General features: G+C 30.2%; 17 protein-coding genes. 7 read left to right on the forward strand and 10 right to left on the reverse strand.

The genetic code is table 11. The features are described from left to right. Positions 1-64: 64 nt before the first annotated feature. Both B4A23_RS02030 and B4A23_RS02035 read right to left on the reverse strand, forming a co-directional pair. The gene (locus B4A23_RS02030) at positions 65-742 is read right to left on the reverse strand and encodes a response regulator transcription factor (RefSeq protein WP_291116275.1); all 678 of its coding nucleotides are present in this window, start codon (positions 740-742) and stop codon (positions 65-67) included. After that, a complete protein-coding gene (locus B4A23_RS02035; RefSeq protein WP_291116278.1) occupies positions 732-2,054 on the reverse strand; it encodes a sensor histidine kinase in 1,323 nt (440 codons plus the stop codon). The genes B4A23_RS02030 and B4A23_RS02035 overlap by 11 nt, the downstream gene beginning before the upstream one ends. A 122-nt stretch (positions 2,055-2,176) precedes the next feature. On the opposite strand from B4A23_RS02035, the gene B4A23_RS02040 reads away from it, so the two are divergent. From B4A23_RS02040 to B4A23_RS02055, 4 genes are all read left to right on the forward strand, one after another. Then, a complete protein-coding gene (locus B4A23_RS02040; protein ID WP_291116281.1) occupies positions 2,177-4,543 on the forward strand; it encodes an outer membrane beta-barrel family protein in 2,367 nt (788 codons plus the stop codon). A 47-nt stretch (positions 4,544-4,590) separates the two neighbouring features. Next, positions 4,591-5,061, forward strand: a complete 471-nt coding sequence (locus tag B4A23_RS02045) for a GNAT family N-acetyltransferase (protein WP_291116284.1) — start codon at positions 4,591-4,593, stop codon at positions 5,059-5,061. Positions 5,062-5,270: 209 nt separating this feature from the next. Continuing rightward, entirely contained in the window at positions 5,271-5,561 is a 291-nt protein-coding gene (locus B4A23_RS02050) for a hypothetical protein (protein ID WP_291116287.1), read from the forward strand. A gap of 23 nt (positions 5,562-5,584) precedes the next feature. After that, positions 5,585-8,899 carry a S8 family peptidase gene (locus B4A23_RS02055; RefSeq protein WP_291116290.1) on the forward strand — a complete coding sequence of 1,105 codons (3,315 nt, stop codon included), beginning with the start codon at positions 5,585-5,587 and terminating at the stop codon, positions 8,897-8,899. Positions 8,900-8,950: 51 nt separating this feature from the next. Here the strand turns inward: B4A23_RS02055 and B4A23_RS02060 are convergent, their stop codons facing one another. The 7 genes from B4A23_RS02060 to B4A23_RS02090 all read right to left on the reverse strand — a co-directional run bounded on the left by B4A23_RS02060 (position 8,951) and on the right by B4A23_RS02090 (position 15,301). Beyond that, positions 8,951-9,427 carry a DUF4252 domain-containing protein gene (locus tag B4A23_RS02060; RefSeq protein ID WP_291116293.1) on the reverse strand — a complete coding sequence of 159 codons (477 nt, stop codon included), beginning with the start codon at positions 9,425-9,427 and terminating at the stop codon, positions 8,951-8,953. Positions 9,428-9,438: 11 nt separating this feature from the next. Next, positions 9,439-10,140, reverse strand: a complete 702-nt coding sequence (locus tag B4A23_RS02065; protein ID WP_291116296.1) for a hypothetical protein — start codon at positions 10,138-10,140, stop codon at positions 9,439-9,441. Continuing rightward, positions 10,112-10,621: an RNA polymerase sigma factor gene (locus B4A23_RS02070; RefSeq protein ID WP_286514290.1), complete on the reverse strand. Its 510-nt coding sequence runs from the start codon at positions 10,619-10,621 to the stop codon at positions 10,112-10,114. Before B4A23_RS02070 ends, B4A23_RS02065 begins: the two co-directional genes overlap by 29 nt. A gap of 125 nt (positions 10,622-10,746) precedes the next feature. After that, positions 10,747-11,496 (reverse strand): SDR family NAD(P)-dependent oxidoreductase, encoded by a 750-nt coding sequence (locus B4A23_RS02075; RefSeq protein ID WP_291116301.1) that lies wholly within the window; start codon positions 11,494-11,496, stop codon positions 10,747-10,749. A gap of 4 nt (positions 11,497-11,500) precedes the next feature. Next, entirely contained in the window at positions 11,501-14,326 is a 2,826-nt protein-coding gene (locus tag B4A23_RS02080) for a hypothetical protein (protein WP_291116304.1), read from the reverse strand. Between the two features lie 63 nt (positions 14,327-14,389). After that, the gene (locus B4A23_RS02085) at positions 14,390-15,016 is read right to left on the reverse strand and encodes a carbonic anhydrase (RefSeq protein ID WP_180905972.1); all 627 of its coding nucleotides are present in this window, start codon (positions 15,014-15,016) and stop codon (positions 14,390-14,392) included. Positions 15,017-15,022: 6 nt separating this feature from the next. Next, positions 15,023-15,301, reverse strand: a complete 279-nt coding sequence (locus B4A23_RS02090) for a GNAT family N-acetyltransferase (RefSeq protein WP_038337243.1) — start codon at positions 15,299-15,301, stop codon at positions 15,023-15,025. A gap of 268 nt (positions 15,302-15,569) precedes the next feature. Between B4A23_RS02090 and dnaN the strand changes: the two genes are divergently transcribed. Genes dnaN through B4A23_RS02105 form a run of 3 tightly spaced genes read left to right on the forward strand, consistent with a single transcriptional unit; the run spans position 15,570 to position 19,602 of the window. Beyond that, entirely contained in the window at positions 15,570-16,688 is a 1,119-nt protein-coding gene (gene dnaN / locus B4A23_RS02095; protein WP_038337242.1) for a DNA polymerase III subunit beta, read from the forward strand. A gap of 36 nt (positions 16,689-16,724) precedes the next feature. After that, positions 16,725-19,154, forward strand: coding sequence for a phenylalanine--tRNA ligase subunit beta (gene pheT / locus B4A23_RS02100; RefSeq protein WP_291116307.1), 2,430 nt, complete (start codon positions 16,725-16,727; stop codon positions 19,152-19,154). A 13-nt stretch (positions 19,155-19,167) separates the two neighbouring features. Continuing rightward, entirely contained in the window at positions 19,168-19,602 is a 435-nt protein-coding gene (locus B4A23_RS02105; RefSeq protein WP_291116310.1) for an META domain-containing protein, read from the forward strand. A gap of 58 nt (positions 19,603-19,660) precedes the next feature. Here the strand turns inward: B4A23_RS02105 and B4A23_RS02110 are convergent, their stop codons facing one another. Next, positions 19,661-21,055 carry an ATP-binding protein gene (locus B4A23_RS02110; RefSeq protein WP_291116313.1) on the reverse strand — a complete coding sequence of 465 codons (1,395 nt, stop codon included), beginning with the start codon at positions 21,053-21,055 and terminating at the stop codon, positions 19,661-19,663. Positions 21,056-21,059 lie beyond the last annotated feature (4 nt).

Here is a 21,059-nt window from a genome sequence, read left to right on the forward strand (position 1 = left end):
CTTTACTGAATTTAGAATTCAATTGTTTGTTATTAAAGCTGAACTTCTGTTCAGCTTTATTTTTTTAGAGTGGAAAATTAATTTTAAACCCAATTCCTCGAACAGATTCAAATTTTATCATTTCATCATGCTGAAAATATTTGCGCAAACGTGTCATAAAAACATCTAAACTTCTACCCATAAAATAATCGTTTTCGCCCCAAATTTTTTCTAAAATCTCTTTACGGCTCACTAATTTTTGATTATTCTGAATCAAGAAACTCAACAATTCTGCTTCTTTTTCTGTTAATTGAAATTTTTCTTCTTGATAAGATAATTGCAATTGATTTCGATTAAAAACATAAGTTCCTATTTTAATCAATTCTTCTAAAACAGGTTGATTTCGTTTCAAAATATTTTTTATTCTCAAAACCAATTCTTCAGGATCGCAAGGTTTTGTAATGTAATCATCTGCACCTAATTTCAAACCTAAAACACGGTCAAAACTTTGCGCCTTAGCTGTCAAAAATAAATAGGGAATTGTAATGGTTTCGGCTAATTTTTTCGCTAAAGAAAAACCATCAATTTCGGGTAACATGACATCAAAAATGATTAATTGAGCAGATTTTAACGATTCTATTTCCTTCAATAATTTTTGCGGATGATCAAACCAAGTCACTTCAAAATCAGAAAATTCGAGATATTGTTTGAGAACTGTTCCCAAATCTTGATCATCTTCTATTAAAATTAATTTAGTTTTCATTCTGCAAAACGATTAAAAATTGAACACCTTTGTCTTTATTATTCTGAACTTTAATTGTCCCTAAATATCGTTCTACCGTATTCTTGACCAAAAATAATCCAACACCCAAACCGCTTACATTTTGGTTAACAGAACGGTTTACACGATAATATTTATCAAAAATAAATGACAAATCATTCGTTGGAATTCCAATTCCATTATCCGAAAAACTCAATTTTATTTCTTTTTGAAATTTAAAGTTTAATACAATTTCAGAAGCGCCATATTTCACTGAATTTTCAATCAAATTCTGAGCTATTTGTTGAAAATCTTTTGTTCTTAATACATTATTTTTCTCGAAAATACTTTGACGAATAAGTTTAACTTCTGGATATTGAAGCTGAATATTTTGGATAATTTCACTCAAAATAACCTCATCTAACAACTCAGAATTTTCGTCATTTTTTACAAAAATAGAATCGACAGTTTGCTCCAAACGATTAATTTGTCGGTTCATCATTTGTTTCGTTTCTGGATGTTGAACTTGATGCAGAGCAAATTTCATTGTAGTAATTGGAGTATTCAATTCATGTGCAATAGAATCTATTGTCAAATGTAATTGATTGATTTTTTCTTCTTGTCTCGATAAATTTTTAAGACTTTTCCAATACAAAAAGACAATTAATCCAACAATCAACAAACTCACAATAATTAAAGGAATAATTTTCTTGAGAATTAAAAATTTAAGGTTCAACAATTCATAATACGTTTGTGATTTCACTTTGTATTTATGTCGTACACTTTCATCAATTCCTAAATCAGAATCTTTTTGATTACTAATATCATCGGAACTCCATACGCTTTGATTAATCGATTTTGGATGATTTATTTTGGATGATGTACGATACATAATCAACGGTTTGTTAGGTAATAATTCCTTATTATTGATTTCATCATAAATAGAATAAATTTCCATTTTCAGCGCAATTTTATAATTCTCTCCTTTGGAATAAAAATCCACTAACGAATCTACTTTAGACGTAAATATTTGATGATTATTATTTATTTTAAAACGAATAACATTCAGTTCATCAAACTGTTTATCCTTTTCATGTGATAACATCTTAAAACTATTAATCAAATTATCTTCATCGATTACTTTCTGGATTTGATTCATTTCATCTGCAACTTTCAAAGCAATTTCAGACGCCTCTTTATTCATATCTTTTTCTATCAAACGATACGAATTGTAGATATAATAGGCTTGCAATGCAACCAAAACAATCAATGCAAAAGAAAAAATAAATGTATAATGTTTTTTAGATAATTTCATAAGCTTTTCATCAATTCAAAAATACATTGTTTTCGCACATAAATTACACATTAACTCATCGTTAACCGTTCATTAACCAAGTAAAATCGAAACTTGAAAGAGATTTGTTAAAAATCTGAACCATGAAAATAGTAATGACATTTCTTCTGCTACTTCCAAATTTAATTTTCGCACAAATTATTTCTGGAAAAATTATAGATGAACAAAATCAACCGATCAAAAATAGTTCTATTGAAGTTGAAATTCCTCCACAAGATCCAATTATGACTGAATCGAATGAAAATGGCGAATTTAATTTTGAGCTTCATCAAGCACAATCATTTACAATTTACATTAAAGAATTTGGTTACCAAGAATTTGAAAAGACATATCAAACTAACTCAGAAAATTCTTTAATTATCACACTTCAAAAAGATGAAACAATTAACTTAAAAGACGTTGTTGTTTCTGGTCAAAAACCTTTATTGAAACGAAAAATTGATCGAATAGAATTTAATGTAGAAAATACGCCTTTGCAAAATTTAAGTGCTTGGGATATCGTGAAAAACACGCCAAATGTTCTTTTAAAAAATGATCAATTAAGTGTGAGAGGAAATACGCAAATTTTGGTTACAATTAATGATAAAAAAACATTAATGTCGCAAGATGATTTGAAACAATTGTTAGAAAATACAGATGGTGCCACAGTTTCTTCGGTTGAAGTCATTACCAATCCGCCTGCAAAATATGAAGCTTCTGGAAGCGCAATTATTAATATTAAAATGAAGAAAAATGTGCTTTCTGGTTACAAAGGACAAATTGCGACACGTTATCATCAATCTATTTATAGCAAAGGAATGCTGGGTACTTCCCAATCTTACAATACAGAAAAATGGCAACTAACAGGAAGTTACTATTTTGTGAATGGAAAATATGTTCGCAAGAATTTTGATGTAACAACTTATGAAAAAGATCAAACACGTTGGGAAAGCGACATGATCCGTCGAACAGTTGCGAAACAACAACATATTTACAACTTTGCTTCTCAATATTCAATTGATAGTTTACAGAATTTTCAGTTTGGAATAAATGGTTCTAGAAATCCTGCTTCAATTGGGAATTATAACGTTCCGACGAATATTTACAATACAACGAATAATCAACTTGAATCATTTTATAAAACACAAAATCATCGTCGCGAGGCTTCAAATAATTTTAATACGTATTTGGTTTATGATAAAAAATTCGGGCAACATAATTTGACTTGGAGTAACAATTTTAGTCATCGTTATTACAAAGAAAATCAAGATGTTTTAACAAAAATGAATTTCAAAGATAAACCTTATGAAGAAAATCGTTTTTTGAGTGCTGCACTTCAAAAATTGAATCTATTTTCTACACAAATTGATTATAGTTTCACTAATGAAAATTTCGGTTTGGAAGTGGGAGCGAAATATAGTTTTGTAAAGAATGATAATGATTTGGATTTCTTTGAATCGATCCAAAATCAAATCGAATATCAACCCGAAAAAAGTAATATTTTTAATTACAAAGAACAGATTTTCGCCTTATATATTTCTGGAAATTACAAATGGAAAAAATGGGAAGCAAAAGCTGGTTTGAGATCTGAAACAGCTCTTATAAATACAATTTCTGATAATCCAATTAGCCAAAATAAACGAACAAACACCGATCTTTTTCCAACTTTATACGTCATGTATAATTTTGAAAATGCTGGACAAATTGGTTTGAATTATGGAAAAAGAATTGATCGACCTAATTATAATTTCTTGAATCCTTCAAAATCATATTACAATCTATTTTCTTATTTTCAGGGCGATGCCAATGCGATTTCTACTATTATCCACAATTTGAGTTTATCCTACACTTTGAAAGATTGGAATTTCGAAGCATATTATCGATACGAGAAAAATCCAGCGATGGAAATTTCATTACAAAATCCGGAAACTTTCGAAACAGTTTATCATTTTACAAACATCAAAAATGGAGAAGCTTTTGGAGCTAATCTTTCGAAAAATTTCAATCTAAAATCGTGGTGGAAACTGAATTTATTTGCGATGGGAGAATATAATCAAAACTATTATTTTGGTTCAGATAATCTGCAATACAAAAACGATGTCTTTTTTTATCACCTTTCATTGAGCACGCAATTGGATTTAGACAAAGCAAAAACATTTAATATTTCGGCAGGATATCAATATAATTCGAAGGCAATTCAAGGTTCGTTTGATATTAGTTCTTCTCAAAACACCTATTTGATTTTAAACAAAAAAATATGGGATAAACGTTTCGAAATTGGTTTGGTTTTCAATGATATTTTTAAAACTGATCGCAATACGATTTCTACGAAATACGCAAATCAAAATCAATATTTCAAAGATTATCGCGATACACAATACTTTATGTTTAATTTGAAATACAATTTCGGAAATCAAAAAGTAAAAGAAGCGAAACAAGCACAAAAAACAACGGAACAGAATAGAATTTAGCGCTACAAAAAGCGTAAGTTTTATTAAATTTGAGCAAAAGCAATAAAATGAATTCAGTAAAAATCATTCGAACAAATTCATCAAACAAAGATTTTCAAGAATTGGTAACAGAATTAGATAAAGATTTAGCAATAAGAAATGGTGAATTTCATTCTTTCTTTTCGCAATACAATAAAGTTGATAAAATAAATCACGTTGTTATCGCCTATTCAAACGAAAATCCTGTTGGTTGTGGTGCTATAAAACATTATTCTGACACAACAATGGAAGTGAAAAGAATGTACGTAAATCCAGATTTTAGAGGAAATAGAATTGCTGCAAAAGTTCTGAATGAGTTAGAAAATTGGGCAATCGAATTGGATTATGAACGATGTATTTTGGAAACTGGATTGAAACAACCCGAAGCAATTGCTTTGTATGAGCGATGTGATTACACAAGAATCGAAAATTACGATCAATACAAAGATATAGAAGAGAGTGTTTGTTATGAGAAAATATTAACTAGAAATATTTTCTAATATTCCATATTAAAACTATTTTATTTAGATTCTTTTTCTAAAAAACAATATTTTTTTATTTATATCAAAAAGTATCCTTAACTTAGTTTTAACATATAATTAAATCAATGTTAAAAAAGATATTATTTTTATTATTTATCACTCATACACTCACAATATTCTTAAGTTGTCAAAATAACACAACCCTTAATAATAATATCGAAAAAACAATGCAAGAAAAAAATATTTCTGAAAAGGATCTAAATAATCTTATACCTATAATTATAACCACTGATAAAGGTAAAGAAGAAGTTTATTCTGTGATTATCTATACAAATAACTCTCAACCTTTAAAAGATAAAGGAATTATTGTTCAAAGTGAATCTAAAAACTTTGTAACAGCTTTAATCAAAAAAGAAGATATTATAATCTTAAATAAGATTAACTCTATTAAATATATAAAATTTCCAAAAATGGATACTATAGGAGTTCCAAAACAAGAATTCCAAAAAGACGAATAATTAACACATTTTAAAATACTGATATGATTAAACATTTACACAAACTTACTGATCTAAATTTAGCTAAATTAACACTAAGCACTGCTTTTGTATTTTTCATTGGAAATAATGTTAATGCACAATACAAAATAGATCCGAGATTTGAACATTTAATAAATGAACGAAAAGATGTTAAACAAAGTAAAATATCATCTGAATTAAATAGTGATGAATTTTTGCCTATAACTTCAATTATTTCTCCAGATGGAACAATAAAGGAATATTATCAGGCTATTATATATACAAAAAATTCTGATCAATTAAAAAAAGATGGATACTTAATACAGTCTATATCTGATAATTTTGTCACGGCTTTATTATCTGAAAACGATTTTGATAAATTAAGAACAAATAACAACGTATCTACTGTAAAATTTCCTCAAATTGATTATTTAAATAATCAATCAAATGTTATTGAATCTGGTGCTTCTTTATTACAAGATGGTGCTTTAAACAACATAAATTACACAGGAAAAGATGTATTAGTAGGTATCTATGATACAGGAATTGATTTTACTCATCCAGATTTTATTGATCCTATTACAAAAAAAACTAGAATTGTTAGTATTTGGGATCAAACCTTAACACCTATCACAGGAGAATCATCACCTAAATTATATGCAGCAGGGAATTATGGTGTTGAATATACACAGGCTCAAATTAATGATGAAATAGATGGAACTCCAGCTAATTTTGTACGAGAAAAAGATATTCATGGACATGGTACTCACGTAGCTGGAACTGCTGCAGGAAATGGATCTGCTATAGAAGGTGCTCCTCACAAAGGAATGGCTCCTGAAGCAGAATTAGTAATCGTAAAAGGTGGTGATGGAAGTTTTCCTACAACTAATACAATAGCCGCTCTAGATTATTTTAAAAGTGTAGCAGCATCAAAAGGAAAACCTATTGTTGTTAATATGAGTATTGGAGGTCAAGGCTCTCCTCATGATGGTAAAAGTGAACATGAAATTAAAGTAAATGAATTTACCGCATCTGGTCTTGGAAGAGTAGTTGTTATTTCTGCAGGAAATGAAGGAGATGGAAATATACATCAACGTATTTCTTTAAATGCTAATGAAAAAAAATCATTTAAAATAAAAATAGAAAAAAATCAAAGTAACAATAGCGCTTCATTATTTTCATTTCTATCATTTAATAAAGGTGACAACGAAACATCACCTATTACATTAAAAATAACAGCCCCAAATGGTAGTGAATTTATTCAAAATCCTGGTTCTAATTCTACAAATTTTCTAAAAGATACTGCTGGAAAAAATTATCAGCAAATTACTTCTTACAACTATGTTGATTCTGATTCTGGAAAAAGATTTATTCAAATTATTGCAACTAGACTTACAACAGCTAATACCGAAGGAGTATATGATTTAGAAATTGAAAATAATTCTACAAAAAACATTACTATTGATGGCTGGTTAACATCAACTAACTATAATTTAGCTAAGATATCTTTTCCAGAAGGAGACAACAATTACACTGTAGGATCTCCAGGATCTGCTGATGAAGCTATAACAGTTGCTAACTATGTAGGTAATGTTGCTTTTGCCGTTAACAGTAGTACTCCTGCAGCCAACGGAACATATAGCAGTTCTGGTATTATGACAGAAAATTTAAACTCTTCAAGTTCAAAAGGTCCAAGAGCAGACGAAGCACGAAAACCTGATATTGCTTCTGGCGGTACATTTGTAATTTCAGCTAAAACAAAAGATAATGTAGATCCATATATTATTGATGGTAAGTACTATTCTCAAATGACTGGTACAAGTATGGCATCCCCAGCTGTTGCAGGAAGTGTAGCTTTATTATTACAAGCTAATAATAGATTGACTGCTAAACAAGTAAAACAAAGATTAATAGAAAATACAAACAAAGATTCATATACAACAAGTAACTATACAAATGAGTTTGGTTATGGAAAATTAAATATTTACAAAGCTGTATCTTCTGAACTTAATAATTTAAATAACAATACATCTTGTCCAGTAAGTATTAATTATACTTTAGCAAATGATAACCTTGCATACAAATGGGGCTTTGCATCTCAAACAAATCCAGTAAATAATGGAACAAACTTAGTTAATTTTTCACCATCAAATATTGCTGTAAAATTAAAATCTAGTGCAACAGGAAAAATAGGAAATGTAACTTTTTTATTAGGAAATTATAATTCTAATACTACTGCTAAAATACCATTAATAGTAGAAATTAGAGAAGTTAATGACAAGGGACTTCCTGGAGATTTAATTACTTCAAAAACAATTGAAAATGTTAAAACATTAGAACAATCTGGTTGGAATAATATAAATTTTATTGACAAAAATATTAATATCAACGCAGGAGAAGAAGTTTTCGTTATTTTGAGTATGAAAGACACTAATTTAATATTAGGAGCCGACAATATTAACATTGACAACAAAACGTATAAATCCGTTGACAATGGCAAAACTTACAGTATTGTAACGACTTATGATGCAAAAATTAGAGCTACTATTTACGAAAACGAACCAAGTGTTAAACAGTTAGCAACTATTACAAAAAATGCAACTCAGAATATTGGACTAGGGTATAATTATTTTATCAATGGTTGTGAAATGATAACTAGAGTTGAGAGCTACGGCGCTTCTCCTATTAAAGGAAAAACAACTGCAAAAATTTGGATAGACGATTCACTAAAAGAGTTTGTAAATAAAAGAGTTGAAGTTAATGCAGAAACTAATAATTCTACTTCAACAGGTAAAGTTACATTGTACTATACTCAAGCTGATTTTGATATATTCAATAAAACAGCTAGTCTAAAATTACCTACTTCTCCAAATGATGTAGATAATAAAAAGAATGTAATTGTACATTTTTATGCTGGAACTAGTACTGATAACACAGGCCTTCCTGCATCTTACACAAATAAAGTTGTAAACATTCCTGTTAATACCGACGATATTATTTGGAATGACACATACAAATACTGGGAAGTTTCATTAGAAACTATAGGTTTTGGGGGGTATTTACTATCTACAAACAGTACTTTAGCAATTAATGAGACTTCATTATCTACATTATCTTTATATCCTAACCCTGTTGTTAACGAATTAAATATCAAGTTACCAACAACTGTTAAAGAAGCACAAATAAGAATTGTAGACATATCTGGAAGAACAGTTAAAGAGAATAAAATAACTACAAGTAATAATAAATTAGATGTCACTAGTTTATCGCAAGGCGTTTATATTATCGAAATAAAAACTGATAAAGAAACTACTTCTAAAAAGATTATCAAAAAATAATTTTATTTAATCAAAAGCTCCTTAAAGAAAATCTTTAAGGAGCTTTTTTTATTATTTATTCCCTTCTTTTACCATTTTGTTCATTTCGGATGCCGTAATTTCACCATCCATAATCATGTACATTTGTTGATCGTCGCTATTAATGCTCATCAACACATTTTTAAAAACTTTCGCATTTGCATTTTCCGTTAAAAAGCGAATTTTACTTCCGTCTTTATTTATCGACATCAATTCCTCTAATTTCATTTTATCAAAAGCAGATTTCACCTGACTTTTAGCATCTTTGTTTGTGTTATCAATCATAATCATTTTGATCGAATTCATTTTTTTGAACAAGCCATCCAAATCTTTCAAATCAGAATCATTTGCCGTCATACTTCCCATCATACTAAACATTGCTTTGTTTATCGTAATCGTTGTAACGCCCTTTTTATCCTGAAATTGGTTGTAAATATCAACGAATTTATTTGTCTGTGCATTTGCAAATCCAACGATGAATAATGCAAAAACGAATACATATTTTTTCATATTTTTCTTTTTTAAAGTTCTATTGATAATGATTTTAATTGTCCGATTGCCTTCGCTCCTTGGTCTACATTTTTCGAAAATAATTTCATTGTAGAATAAGCCAAAGCTTTCGCTTCTTCCATATTTTCAACTGGTTGACCATTTACAATCACAAAATCTGATGAATATTCTTTTGCGCTTTCAGGCTTTATAATTTCTTGCTCAATTGGTTGAATGGTTGATTTTTTATTTTCTTGTTTAATTGATTTTGTCTCTTTTACAAATTGCGAAACTTCGTGTTTTATCTCAATATTATTTGGTTCAGAAATCACTGTATTAGGCTTTTCAACAATTTCTACTTCTTTATTCTTAACAACTTCTACTTCTTTTTTATTTGGTTCAATTGTTTTCACAATTTCTTGATGGTCTTCAATTTTATTTGTTTGATTCAAGAAGAAAAATAATCCAACAACAAGTAAAATGGACGCAGCAATTCCCGAAATTTTCCATAGAAAAAATTCTTTCGATTTTGATTCTTCTATAACTTTTGGTTGATTTTCTTCAACTTTTGTCATAAAATCATCAAAACTTAATTCCATTTTGACTTCTTTTTCCTCTTTTAATGTTTCAAAAAAAGAATCATTTTCATTATTTCTGAGTTGTTTTTCTTGCTCATCAGTTAATTTTCCAGCAAAAAAATCATCTTTATTTATAATAGATTGCTCTTTCTTCATTTTCAAAAAAAACTTCTAATTGTTCTCTTACTTTTTGTCTTGCTCTCATCAAATTTACTCGAATTGCATTTTCTTCCATTTCCAGAATTTCAGCAATTTCTTTTATTTCGAGTTCTTCTACATCCTTTAAATGCATTACTTTGCGTTGCTTTTCTGGTAATTGATTAATCAAATTTAGAATAATCGGTTTTATTTCTTGTGGATCTTCTTGAATACTCAAATTGATTTGCGTTATATTTTTATAATTCTCTCGAACATCAAATTTTCGTAATCGATTTATACATTCATAATTTACCATTCGCATTGCATAAGCCTCAATATTGTTCACTTCAATTAACGAATCACGTTTTTCCCACAATTTCATTAATATTTCTTGCACAACATCAAACGCTTCATCATCACTAATCAAAATCCTACGCGCAAAACGATACAGCTTATCCTTGTGGACAAATACCGATGTTTTAAACGTTTCTTGATTCATATTGAGTGCTTTTACTAATAAGACAGCTCAATACTAAAAAGTGTTACATCGATTTTGAAACTTTTTTCGAATAAAATAAAAAAGCCTCTAAAATAGAGGCTTTCAATTCAAAATATTTTAATAAATTATCCTTTATAAATAACAGTTCCTCCAGCTTGCGCTTTTGGGAAGATTGTAACATCGGCAATTTGCACATGTTCTGGCTGTTGCAACAAATACTCTATTGCATTTGCAATATCCTCTCCAACCAATGGCTCGAAACCTTTGTACACATTATCCGAAAGTTCTTGATTTCCTTTGAAACGAACCAAAGAAAATTCTGTTTCTACCGCTCCTGGCGCAATATTGGAAACTTTAATTCCGTAAGGCAACAAATCATAACGCATTCCTTTGCTCAACGATTCTACCGCCGCTTTCGACGCACAATATGTTCCTCCATTTGGATAAACTTCTTTTCCTGCAATCGACGAAAGGTTGATGATATGCGCATTTGATGATTCTTTAAGAATTGGAATAATTGCTTTCGAAACGTAAATTAATCCTTTTACATTGATGTCAATCATTGCTTCCAAATCTTCCAAATCAGCTGTATCAAAAGGTGCTAATCCGTGCGCATTTCCCGCATTATTGATTAAAATATCAATATTTTTCCACTCATTTTCTAAACTTTCTACTGCATTAAAAACAGCTTCCTTGTCTCGAACATCAAATTGAATGGTTTTAACGTCCGTAATTTGACTCAATTCTGCCTGAATTTCATCTAATCGATCTTGACGACGCCCACACAAAATTAAACGATAATTTGGTGCTAATTTCTTTGCTGTCGCCATTCCTATGCCAGATGTTGCTCCGGTTATGAAGACTGTTCTTTTCATTTTCTTAAATAATTAAAAGTGCTTTTTTAAGACCGTCTAAGATACAAGCTAAAAAGAAATTAAAAAATGATTTATCCTGTTTTCGTTCGATATTTTCTACTTTTTCTTCTTTCATTTTTCCACGAGAATCATTCTTTACCGCCGCATTTCCAACTGCTGATAATAATTTCCTTTTCGAACCATCATCACGCAAAACATTCACTTTCAAATTTTGATAATCTATTCCAAAATTTCCTCCAGCAACTTTATCATTTCCATCAAAATTAAATTTTATTTGATTGAAAAATCCGTCTACAGAAACCTTAAGATATGGTTTCACAAAAGGATCGAGATTTCTTGCAGGAAGTTTTGAAATTGAACCATTGATATTAAATTTCTCCGAACGATTCATTGGATTAAATGTCCAATTTGCACGCAAATCTCCATTCATAAATTCTGAACGCCAATCAACATCAACGTCTGGCAAAGATGTTTTACGATAACCCGAATTGACATTTTTAACCGTTGCATTTATAGATGAAAACGTCAATTTTCCTGTTCCGATACTTTTAGCCGTTTCCTCTTCATATTCTAATTTAGAGTTGACCAATTGCAATTGTTTCACCCCTAAATCAAATTTCATTTCACGTAATTTTTGTGAAAACATTGTTTTACGTTTTGTGTCATCAGGCGGAACCAAACTTCTATAAATATTTGCATAAAGCTGGTTCAATTTTATTTGATTCGCTTTCAAAAAGAAATCTTTGGATGGAGAAATTCCCCACTGAATTCCATTTCCTTGTAATTGATTGACAGAAACAGTGTATAAATCGGCCTGTTTATCTAATGAAGCTGTATACGCTTTTCGAGAAAGTTTTGGAGTTAATTTTAATTGGTTTAAGGTCAAATTCCCATTCTGAAACTGCAAAGCTCCAGTATTCATCTTATACGTTTTTCCTAAATCGAAATCAATTCCCGAAGATTTCAGTAATACAGATTTATAAGAAAAAGGAATCGCTTCTTGAATTGTTTTTGGATCAACATTAATATGATTAAATGCTAACTGAATTTGCTTCAATGTTAAATTCGACGTTTTTTGTTGATAAGGAATCACATCTAAATGTCCATTTACCAACGAAATTTTATCAACTTTTATAACATCATTAAACTCTTTTGAGGTTTTTCCTTCGCGCTGCGCCACTCGTCTTGGCTGTCCATAAATTGTAAATTTTGGATTTTTGAAAATAACATGATTAACATGAAGTTCTTTCCCATAATCATTTTTCAATCCTAAAACCGTCAAATTAACATTATTGAAATCAAATTTTTGTGAAGCAATAAAACGAGATTGCTTGATTTGAATCGTATCAATTCCAAGATTAAAATTAATCAAGAACTTTTCTGTTGCTTTTTCAACTTTCTTCGCAATAACTTTTTCATTCTTTTGATCGATGATTTTAACATTTACCTCATCCAATTTGATTGAATTTGTATGAAAATAAAAATCACCATTTTTTATTCCCCAACTGTTATTATTCAACGTCAAAATTGGCGCTTCGACATCTAATAATGTGTTTGATTTTGTATAATTTCGATTAAATTGATTTTTTGAAATCAATGGTTTCATTTTGAAATTTTTCAGAATCAATTTCTTTTCTGTCAAATCAAAATTAGATGCTGTTAACGTGTGCATTTCATTCAATCGATAATACATCGAATCCAACTTAATACGGAAAGTTTTGTAATCAATCGGAATATCATTTGTTCGCGTCAACGCATTCATTTTTATTCCTTCGATATTTAACGCAACATTGTTTATTGCATATTTTACCGTTTTTGCATTAGAGAAAAGCGAACGAATTTTACCGTTTTCTATTTGTAATTTTTTGATGTTAATTAATTCTGCATCTTCCGTTTTTATGCTTACTTTTTTGATTGTTTCTTTCTCAACTTTATTCTCTGGTTTAGCAGAAATAATGGTAATTTTTGGATTTTTGAATTTGATTAAATCTGTTTTAAAATATAATTTATCTTCCGAAGTAAATCCCCAATCCATCTTGGAAAGCGAAAGAAGTGGTGATTCAATATCCAATAAATCATTTTCAGAATCGTTTGGAACGTACATTTTTCCGTTCATTTTGAGCGGTTTCATCAAGAAATTGTCCAACTCAAAATCAGTTTCATTAAAACGAACTTTTCGTGCTCTAATCAATTGTTGATCTTTTACTACAAAAAACATCGAATCTAATTTGATGTCAAAAGCAGAATATCTGAACGGAATTTTTTTGTCCGCTGTTCGTTCATTGAAGCGAACGCCATCGAAATCGATCGAAAAATTAGAAACATTTGCAATATGTTTTTTTCCTGATTGAGAATACAAATTGAACTCTCCATTGTTGATATTCACATTCGAAACATCTATACTTTGACCAACTTTGGATTGCGCTGTATCTTTTTTGACCGAATCTTTTTTCTCTTTAAGATAATAATTTACAGAAGGATTATTGATGTTAATTGAATAGGCAGCAACTTCTTTTTTGGTAATTAATTTTATAAAATTGATACCGACAACATTTATTTCTTTCACTTTTCCTGTTGCGTCAATCGAATCCTTTATTAACAAAGAATCTTTTGGAGAAACTTCGACATTTTTTAGCGATAAAGATGAATTAAAAATAGAAAAGCTCAAATCTTCGTAAGTCAGATTATAAGCCGTATCGTTTTTTTCTGCAATGATTTTTGGAAGTCGATCATTCAGAAAATAGGAGATGTAAAAACTTAAAATAAAAAGTACCGCAATAATAGAAATTAAAGCGATACCGATTCTTTTTATCCAACGGTTGTTAATCATTGATATAGTTTGGTTAACAGTCTTAAAAACAATTATTATACCAAATATAACAAAATGTTAAATTTATTCGTTGATATCGTAAATTTCTTTGATATTTTCTAAGATTGTATCGAAGTTTAAATTCAAATCAATTAATTTTCCAGTAAACAAATCGAACACCCAACCGTGTACTTCTAATCCATTTTCCATTGCACGTTGTACAAAAGGATTTTTTACAACATTAACACATTGTTCTTGTACATTTAACTCTACCAAACGGTTGTAACGCATTCCTTCGTTTTCGATTGCATTCAATTCTTCTGAATGTAAACGATAAACATCACGAATATTACGCAACCAAGGATTCATAATTCCTAAATCTTTCGGAATCATTGCAGATTTAATCCCACCACAATTATAATGTCCACAAACTACAATATGTTTCACTTTTAGGTGTTCTACCGCATAGTCCAAAACAGAAGTGGTATTCATATCCAAACTAATTACCATATTAGCTATATTGCGGTGTACAAAAACTTCTCCTGGCTCAGCTCCCAACAACTCTTCTGCCGTCACACGACTATCCGAACAACCAATGTAAAGCACTTCTGGATTTTGACCAGCCGAAAGCTTATCAAAATATTGCTCGTCTTGTCCTAAACGTTTATTTACCCACTCTTGGTTGTGTTCAAAAACTTTTTCTAAATTCATAATTTTCTAAATTACATCTTGCACTTCTGGATGTTTACCAACATAAACGCTCACATAACTACAAAATGGTATGATTTTCAACTGATTTTTTCTTGCATAATCTACAGCTTCTAACACTAACTTTTCTGCCAAACCCTGCCCTCTCAATTCGGGATTAACACCTGTATGATTAATCAACATTTGTTCTTCTTTAAGCATAAAAGTTAATTCGCCAACCTCTTTATTATTCTCATCAAGAAGTATAAAAACACCGTTTTTTCCTTCTAAATTCAATTCAATTTTCATAGAATATTATTTTAAATTCAAATTAATCTTTTTGGATGAGATTTGGTCAAAAAGATTTGTTAAAAGTCTCGATATACAAGACAAATTTACGGGTGAAAAGTTTTTAATTCAAAGAAAATTTAAACAAATAATAACAATCAATTTACAATCATCTTTCTGTTTGATAATCAACAACAAGCCATTCTATATAATATTTAATGTATAGGTTTGAGTTTTTTACTTGATTATTTATTACATTTGTTAGATATTTTAAGGAAATATTCTTCATATGAAATTTATTGTATCGAGCAACACGTTATTAAAAAATGTTAACTTAATCGGAGGAGTTATTAACTCTAATAATACTTTACCAATCCTTGATAATTTTTTATTCGAATTGGATGGTAGCCAATTAACTATCACTGGTTCTGATTTAGAAACAACAATTTCAACAACTTTAGAAGTTGAGTCTAATGATAATGGAAAAATTGCAATTCCATCAAAAATCTTAACTGACACGTTGAAAACTTTCCCTGCGCAACCGCTTACTTTTATCCAAAAAGAAGGAAATACGTTGGAAATTGTTTCAGAACAAGGAAATTATCAGTTAGCATTCGAAGACGCAAACGAATATCCTCAAACGCCAGATATTGAAGACGCAAGCTCTACAACTCTTAGCGCAAGCATTTTATCAGAGGCAATTATCAAAACTATTTTTGCGACAGGAAACGATGAATTACGTCCAATTATGACAGGAGTTTTCTTCCAAGCAAATGCAGATATTTTCCGTTTTGTTGCAACAGATGCGCATCGTTTGGTAAAATATACACGCAACGGCTTAGACAATTTACAAGCTGCTGAATATATTATGCCGAAAAAACCACTTAACTTATTGAAAAATATTTTAGGAGGAAATAATGACGATGTAACAATCGAATATAACAATACAAATACACGTTTTTCATTCCAAAATATCGTGTTAACTTGTCGTTTGATTGATGGTAAATATCCTAATTATGAAGCGGTAATTCCAAAAGAAAATCCAAATGTATTAACGATTAACAGAAACTTATTCTTAACATCTTTGAAACGTGTGGCTATTTTCTCTAACAAAACAACAAACCAAGTTCGATTAAAATTAGTTGGAAATTCATTGACAATTTCTGCTGAAGATATCGATTTTGCAAACAAAGCAGAAGAAAGACTTCCTTGTGATTACAACGGAACTGACTTACAAATCGGTTTCAATTCTCGTTTCTTAATCGAAATGTTGAACAATTTACAATCAGAAGAAATAACATTAGAAATGTCTGAGCCAAATCGTGCAGGAATCATCAAACCAGTTGATGGACTAGAAGATGGCGAAGAAATCTTAATGTTAGTTATGCCAGTTATGTTAAACGCATAATCAAAAATAATACATAAAATTCATTTATACAATACAATGAAAATTTCATACAATTGGCTAAAAACCTACATTGATACAGATATCACACTTGATGAAGTGTCTGCTACACTTACAAGTACAGGTCTTGAAGTAGAAGGTGTAGAGCAAGTAGGTGGAGCTAAAAATTATTTGGAAACCGTATTAGTTGGTAAAGTTTTGTCGGCTGTACCTCATCCAAATGCAGATAAATTAAAAGTTACTAAAATAGATTTAGGAGACGGAAAAGAAACACAAATTGTTTGTGGTGCTCCTAATGTTGCGGAGGGTCAAAATGTACCTGTAGCAACTGTCGGAACGATTTTACCTTCTCCAGATGGTGAATTTAAAATCAAGAAGGCAAAAATTCGTGGTGAAGAATCTTTCGGAATGATTTGCTCTGAAGTAGAATTAGGAATTGGTACAGATCATTCTGGTATTTTAGTTTTACCAGAAGATTTAAAACCTGGAACTTCTACGTTTGATCTTTTCGGAAAAAATGATGAAGTTGACCACGAAATCGAAATTGGTTTAACGCCAAATCGTGCGGATGCAATGTCACATTTCGGGGTAGCGCGTGATTTACATGCTGCGCTTAAAACTCGTGATATTGCGTCAACATTCAAAACATATGATGTCTCAAATTATCCTACGACAGATTTCGGAAAAAGTCCTATTTCTATTGAGGTTAAAGATACAGAAGCAGCGCCTCGTTATGCAGGTGTTTACTTAAAAAATGTAAAAGTTGCTGAGTCGCCAGATTGGTTAAAAAATCGTTTGAAAGTTATCGGATTATCACCAATTAATAATGTGGTTGATATTACCAATTACATTTTACACGATTTAGGACAACCTTTACATGCTTTTGATGCAGCTAAAATTGAAGGAAATAAAGTGATCGTTCAAAAATTAGCAGAAGGAACAAAATTCACAACTCTAGATGGCGTTGAACGTACATTAAAAGGACATGAATTGATGATTTGCAACGAGAATAATCCAATGTGTATTGCGGGAGTTTTCGGAGGAAAAGATTCTGGAGTTTCGGATGCTACGACAACTATTTTCTTAGAATCAGCATATTTTGAACCTGTAACAATTCGTAAAGGTGCAAAAGCACATGCGTTGAATACAGATGCTTCTTTCCGCTTTGAACGTGGAATTGATCCTAACACAACAATCGATGCATTGAAAAAAGCTGCAATGATGTTAGTTGAAATCGCTGGCGCTGAAATTGCATCTAATATTGATGATATTTACGAAAATCCAATTCAAAACTTTAATGTAAAATTACGTTTACATAAAGTGGTTGAATTATTAGGAGTTGAAATTCCAGAACATAAAATAAAATCGATTTTAGAGAATTTAGAAATTAAAATTTTGTCAGAAAATGATGGAATTTTAGATTTAGAAGTTCCTGCTTATCGTGTAGATGTACAACGTGATGTGGATTTGATTGAAGATATTTTGAGAATTTATGGATACGATAATATCGAAATACCTTCAAAATTCTCGTTTTCTTATGTTCCAAATCAAAAAGTTAGTCCAGATAAAATCGAAGATTTTATTGCGCGTCAATTGATTTCTTTCGGATTCAATGAAGCGATGAATAACTCGTTAACGAAAAGAGAGTACGAAGAAGTTTTCTTTTATCCAGAAGGAGAAAGTGTTGCCATGTTAAATCCGCTTTCGGCTGATTTAGCTGTAATGCGTCGCACTTTGTTGAATGGTTTATTAGAAAATGTTGCGTTTAATATCAACCGTCGTAATTCGGATGTTAAATTATTCGAGTTTGGGAAAGTTTATCGCAAAATTGATGGTATTTACGAAGAAAATAAATGTTTAGGAATCGTTCTTTCAGGAAACTTTAATAGCGAATCGTGGACAGGAAATTTACGTAAAGCTTCATTTGCTGATTTAAAAGGTTTGATTAAACAAATTTTTGTTCGATTAGATATTCAAATTACAGATGAATTACCTGCGAAAGATGATAATTTCTTAGATGGAATTGAATTTGTTTCTGGTCAAAAATCATTAGGAAAACTAGGAATCATCAGCAAAAAATTAGCGAAAAAATTAGGCGTTAATCAAGATGTTTTCTTTGCTCAATTAAATTGGGATGCAATGGTTGCTTTAGCAAACAAACACGATTTGAAATACAAAGAAATCTCTAAATTTCCAGGTTCTCGTAGAGATTTAGCTTTATTACTTGATTCTTCTGTGAAATATGAAGAATTGTACAAAGCGACAAAAGAAGTGAAAACGAATTTGTTGAAAGCCGTTAATTTATTCGACGTTTACGAAGGAGATAAATTGCCAGCTGGTAAAAAATCGTATGCTTTAAGTTTTATGATTCAAGACGAAAATAAAACATTAAGCGATCAAGAAATTGATGGTTTAATGAATAAATTAATCAAATTGTATCAAGAAAAATTCAACGCTGAGTTGAGATAAAATATTCCGAAAAATGAAAAAGATTGTAACTTTATTTTCAGCAACTATTTTGATGAGTTTTATAGCAACTTCTTGTTCTACAAGCGCAAGTACTGCTAAAATTAAACCTAAATCGGAAGTTTCGATTTCAAATCAAAATTGGTATTTGATCAACGATAACAACGTAGTAAAAGGTTTGTACGATAAGGACGTAATGTTGATTATTGACGAAGCGAATTCGACTGTAAGTGGTTTTGCGGGTTGCAACAATTTCAATACTGCTTTTACAAAAGTTAGCGGCGTAACAAGCTTTGTTAATTTTTCTGAAACTAAAATGGCTTGTCCTAATTTGCAAGAAGAAAAAGCATTTTTATCGATGTTGAAAAGTGTAAATCGTTACGAAGTTTCTGGAAAAGAATTACATCTTTACAAAGGAAATATCTTATTATTGACATTTAAAACTTTGTAAGTTTTAATCATTTATAAAATCAAAAAGCGCTCTACGAGCGCTTTTTTTTGTGTTCATATTATTTATTTTGAACTTCTTTAGTTTCTTCAACCGGTGGTTGAGCTGTAGGAGAAATTGCTTCATCACTTTGCTTGAAACCAATTTTAGTAATCGGAATTTCTTTTGATGATAAATAAAACTCTAAATCAGCATTTAATTCGATCAGACGATGTGGAAAATCTTGACCAACATTTTGCTTGGCTTCTGTTAAGAAAATTGCACAATGTTTTAAATAATCAGGAGTTAATTTCGATTTCGCTTCTTGAAATGCCGAAAACAATACCTTTTCTGTCATCACAATATTTTTCGTTTCATCTTTTCTATACAACGCGTACAAACGTTTTTTAAGCGATTGTGTAAAATCAATAATCATTGTGTTTGAAAAAAGTCTCATTTCAGCCGCATAAGGCGTCCAGAAATCTTTGTTCAATGCATTTTGATTTTTCAAAATTGATAATAACGGAGAATCTTGCGCCAGATTTGCGGTCATGTGGTGTAAAAGTAATTGTTTGCGCTCGTCAAAAGTTGGAGGAAAAATAGGAATATGTAAATCAAAACGACCAGGCGCAACGATTTCATCATTCAAATTTGCCAAAGATTCAACAGCTCCAACAATCAAAAGTTCTTTCGTGTCGTTTTTCTGAATATGTCTAAGAACGGAATAAAACAAATCGACCATTTCTGGATAAATGGTATTTACAGAAGTAGAATGTAATATTTCATCGAACGAATCAATAAACAATAATGTTTTGGGTTGATTCATCTTTTTTGAAAGAAAATCGGAGAATTTATTCTTTTTGTTATCAAAATTCCCAACTAAATAATCATTGAAAATATGTACAAATTCGTAACCAATCATATCCGCTATTTTCTTTGCCCAATATATTTTTCCACTACCTGGAGGTCCATACAAAATCAATCCCGCAGGTTTTGAGATTCCCCAACTTTCTATTTGATCTTTGCTTATAAATGGATCTAACATATCAGTCATATAAAAATACAAATCAGTATAACCGACTAAGCTTTTACCAGAAAAATCTTCGCATTGCGGAAATGCTTTTTCTATAAACGGATATTTTCCCCCAATGTAAGAATGAATCAAATAACTTGACACACCCGTTTTCATCTGCTTTGCTACCTCAGCAGGAATTCCATTTGTTACAAAAAAATGAAGCACTTCTTCTTCTTTCGCTCCAATTGTTTTAGCGATCTCTTCTATTGTTTTTTCTTTGGAATAATCTTCTGCATATTTTTTTAAGAAGTCTTTATTCTCTTCCGAAAATGCTATAAATTGTTGTGTTACATTAAAATTTTCGTCAATACAAAAACTCAAATCAATATTAAAATCATTGATAAAATTCTGTAAACTTCCTAAAGATATTTCGAGTTGATTAGATAAATCTTTTAATTTCATTCTG

This window comes from Empedobacter sp. UBA7248 (assembly GCF_002472945.1).
Lineage (GTDB): Bacteria > Bacteroidota > Bacteroidia > Flavobacteriales > Weeksellaceae > Empedobacter > Empedobacter falsenii_C.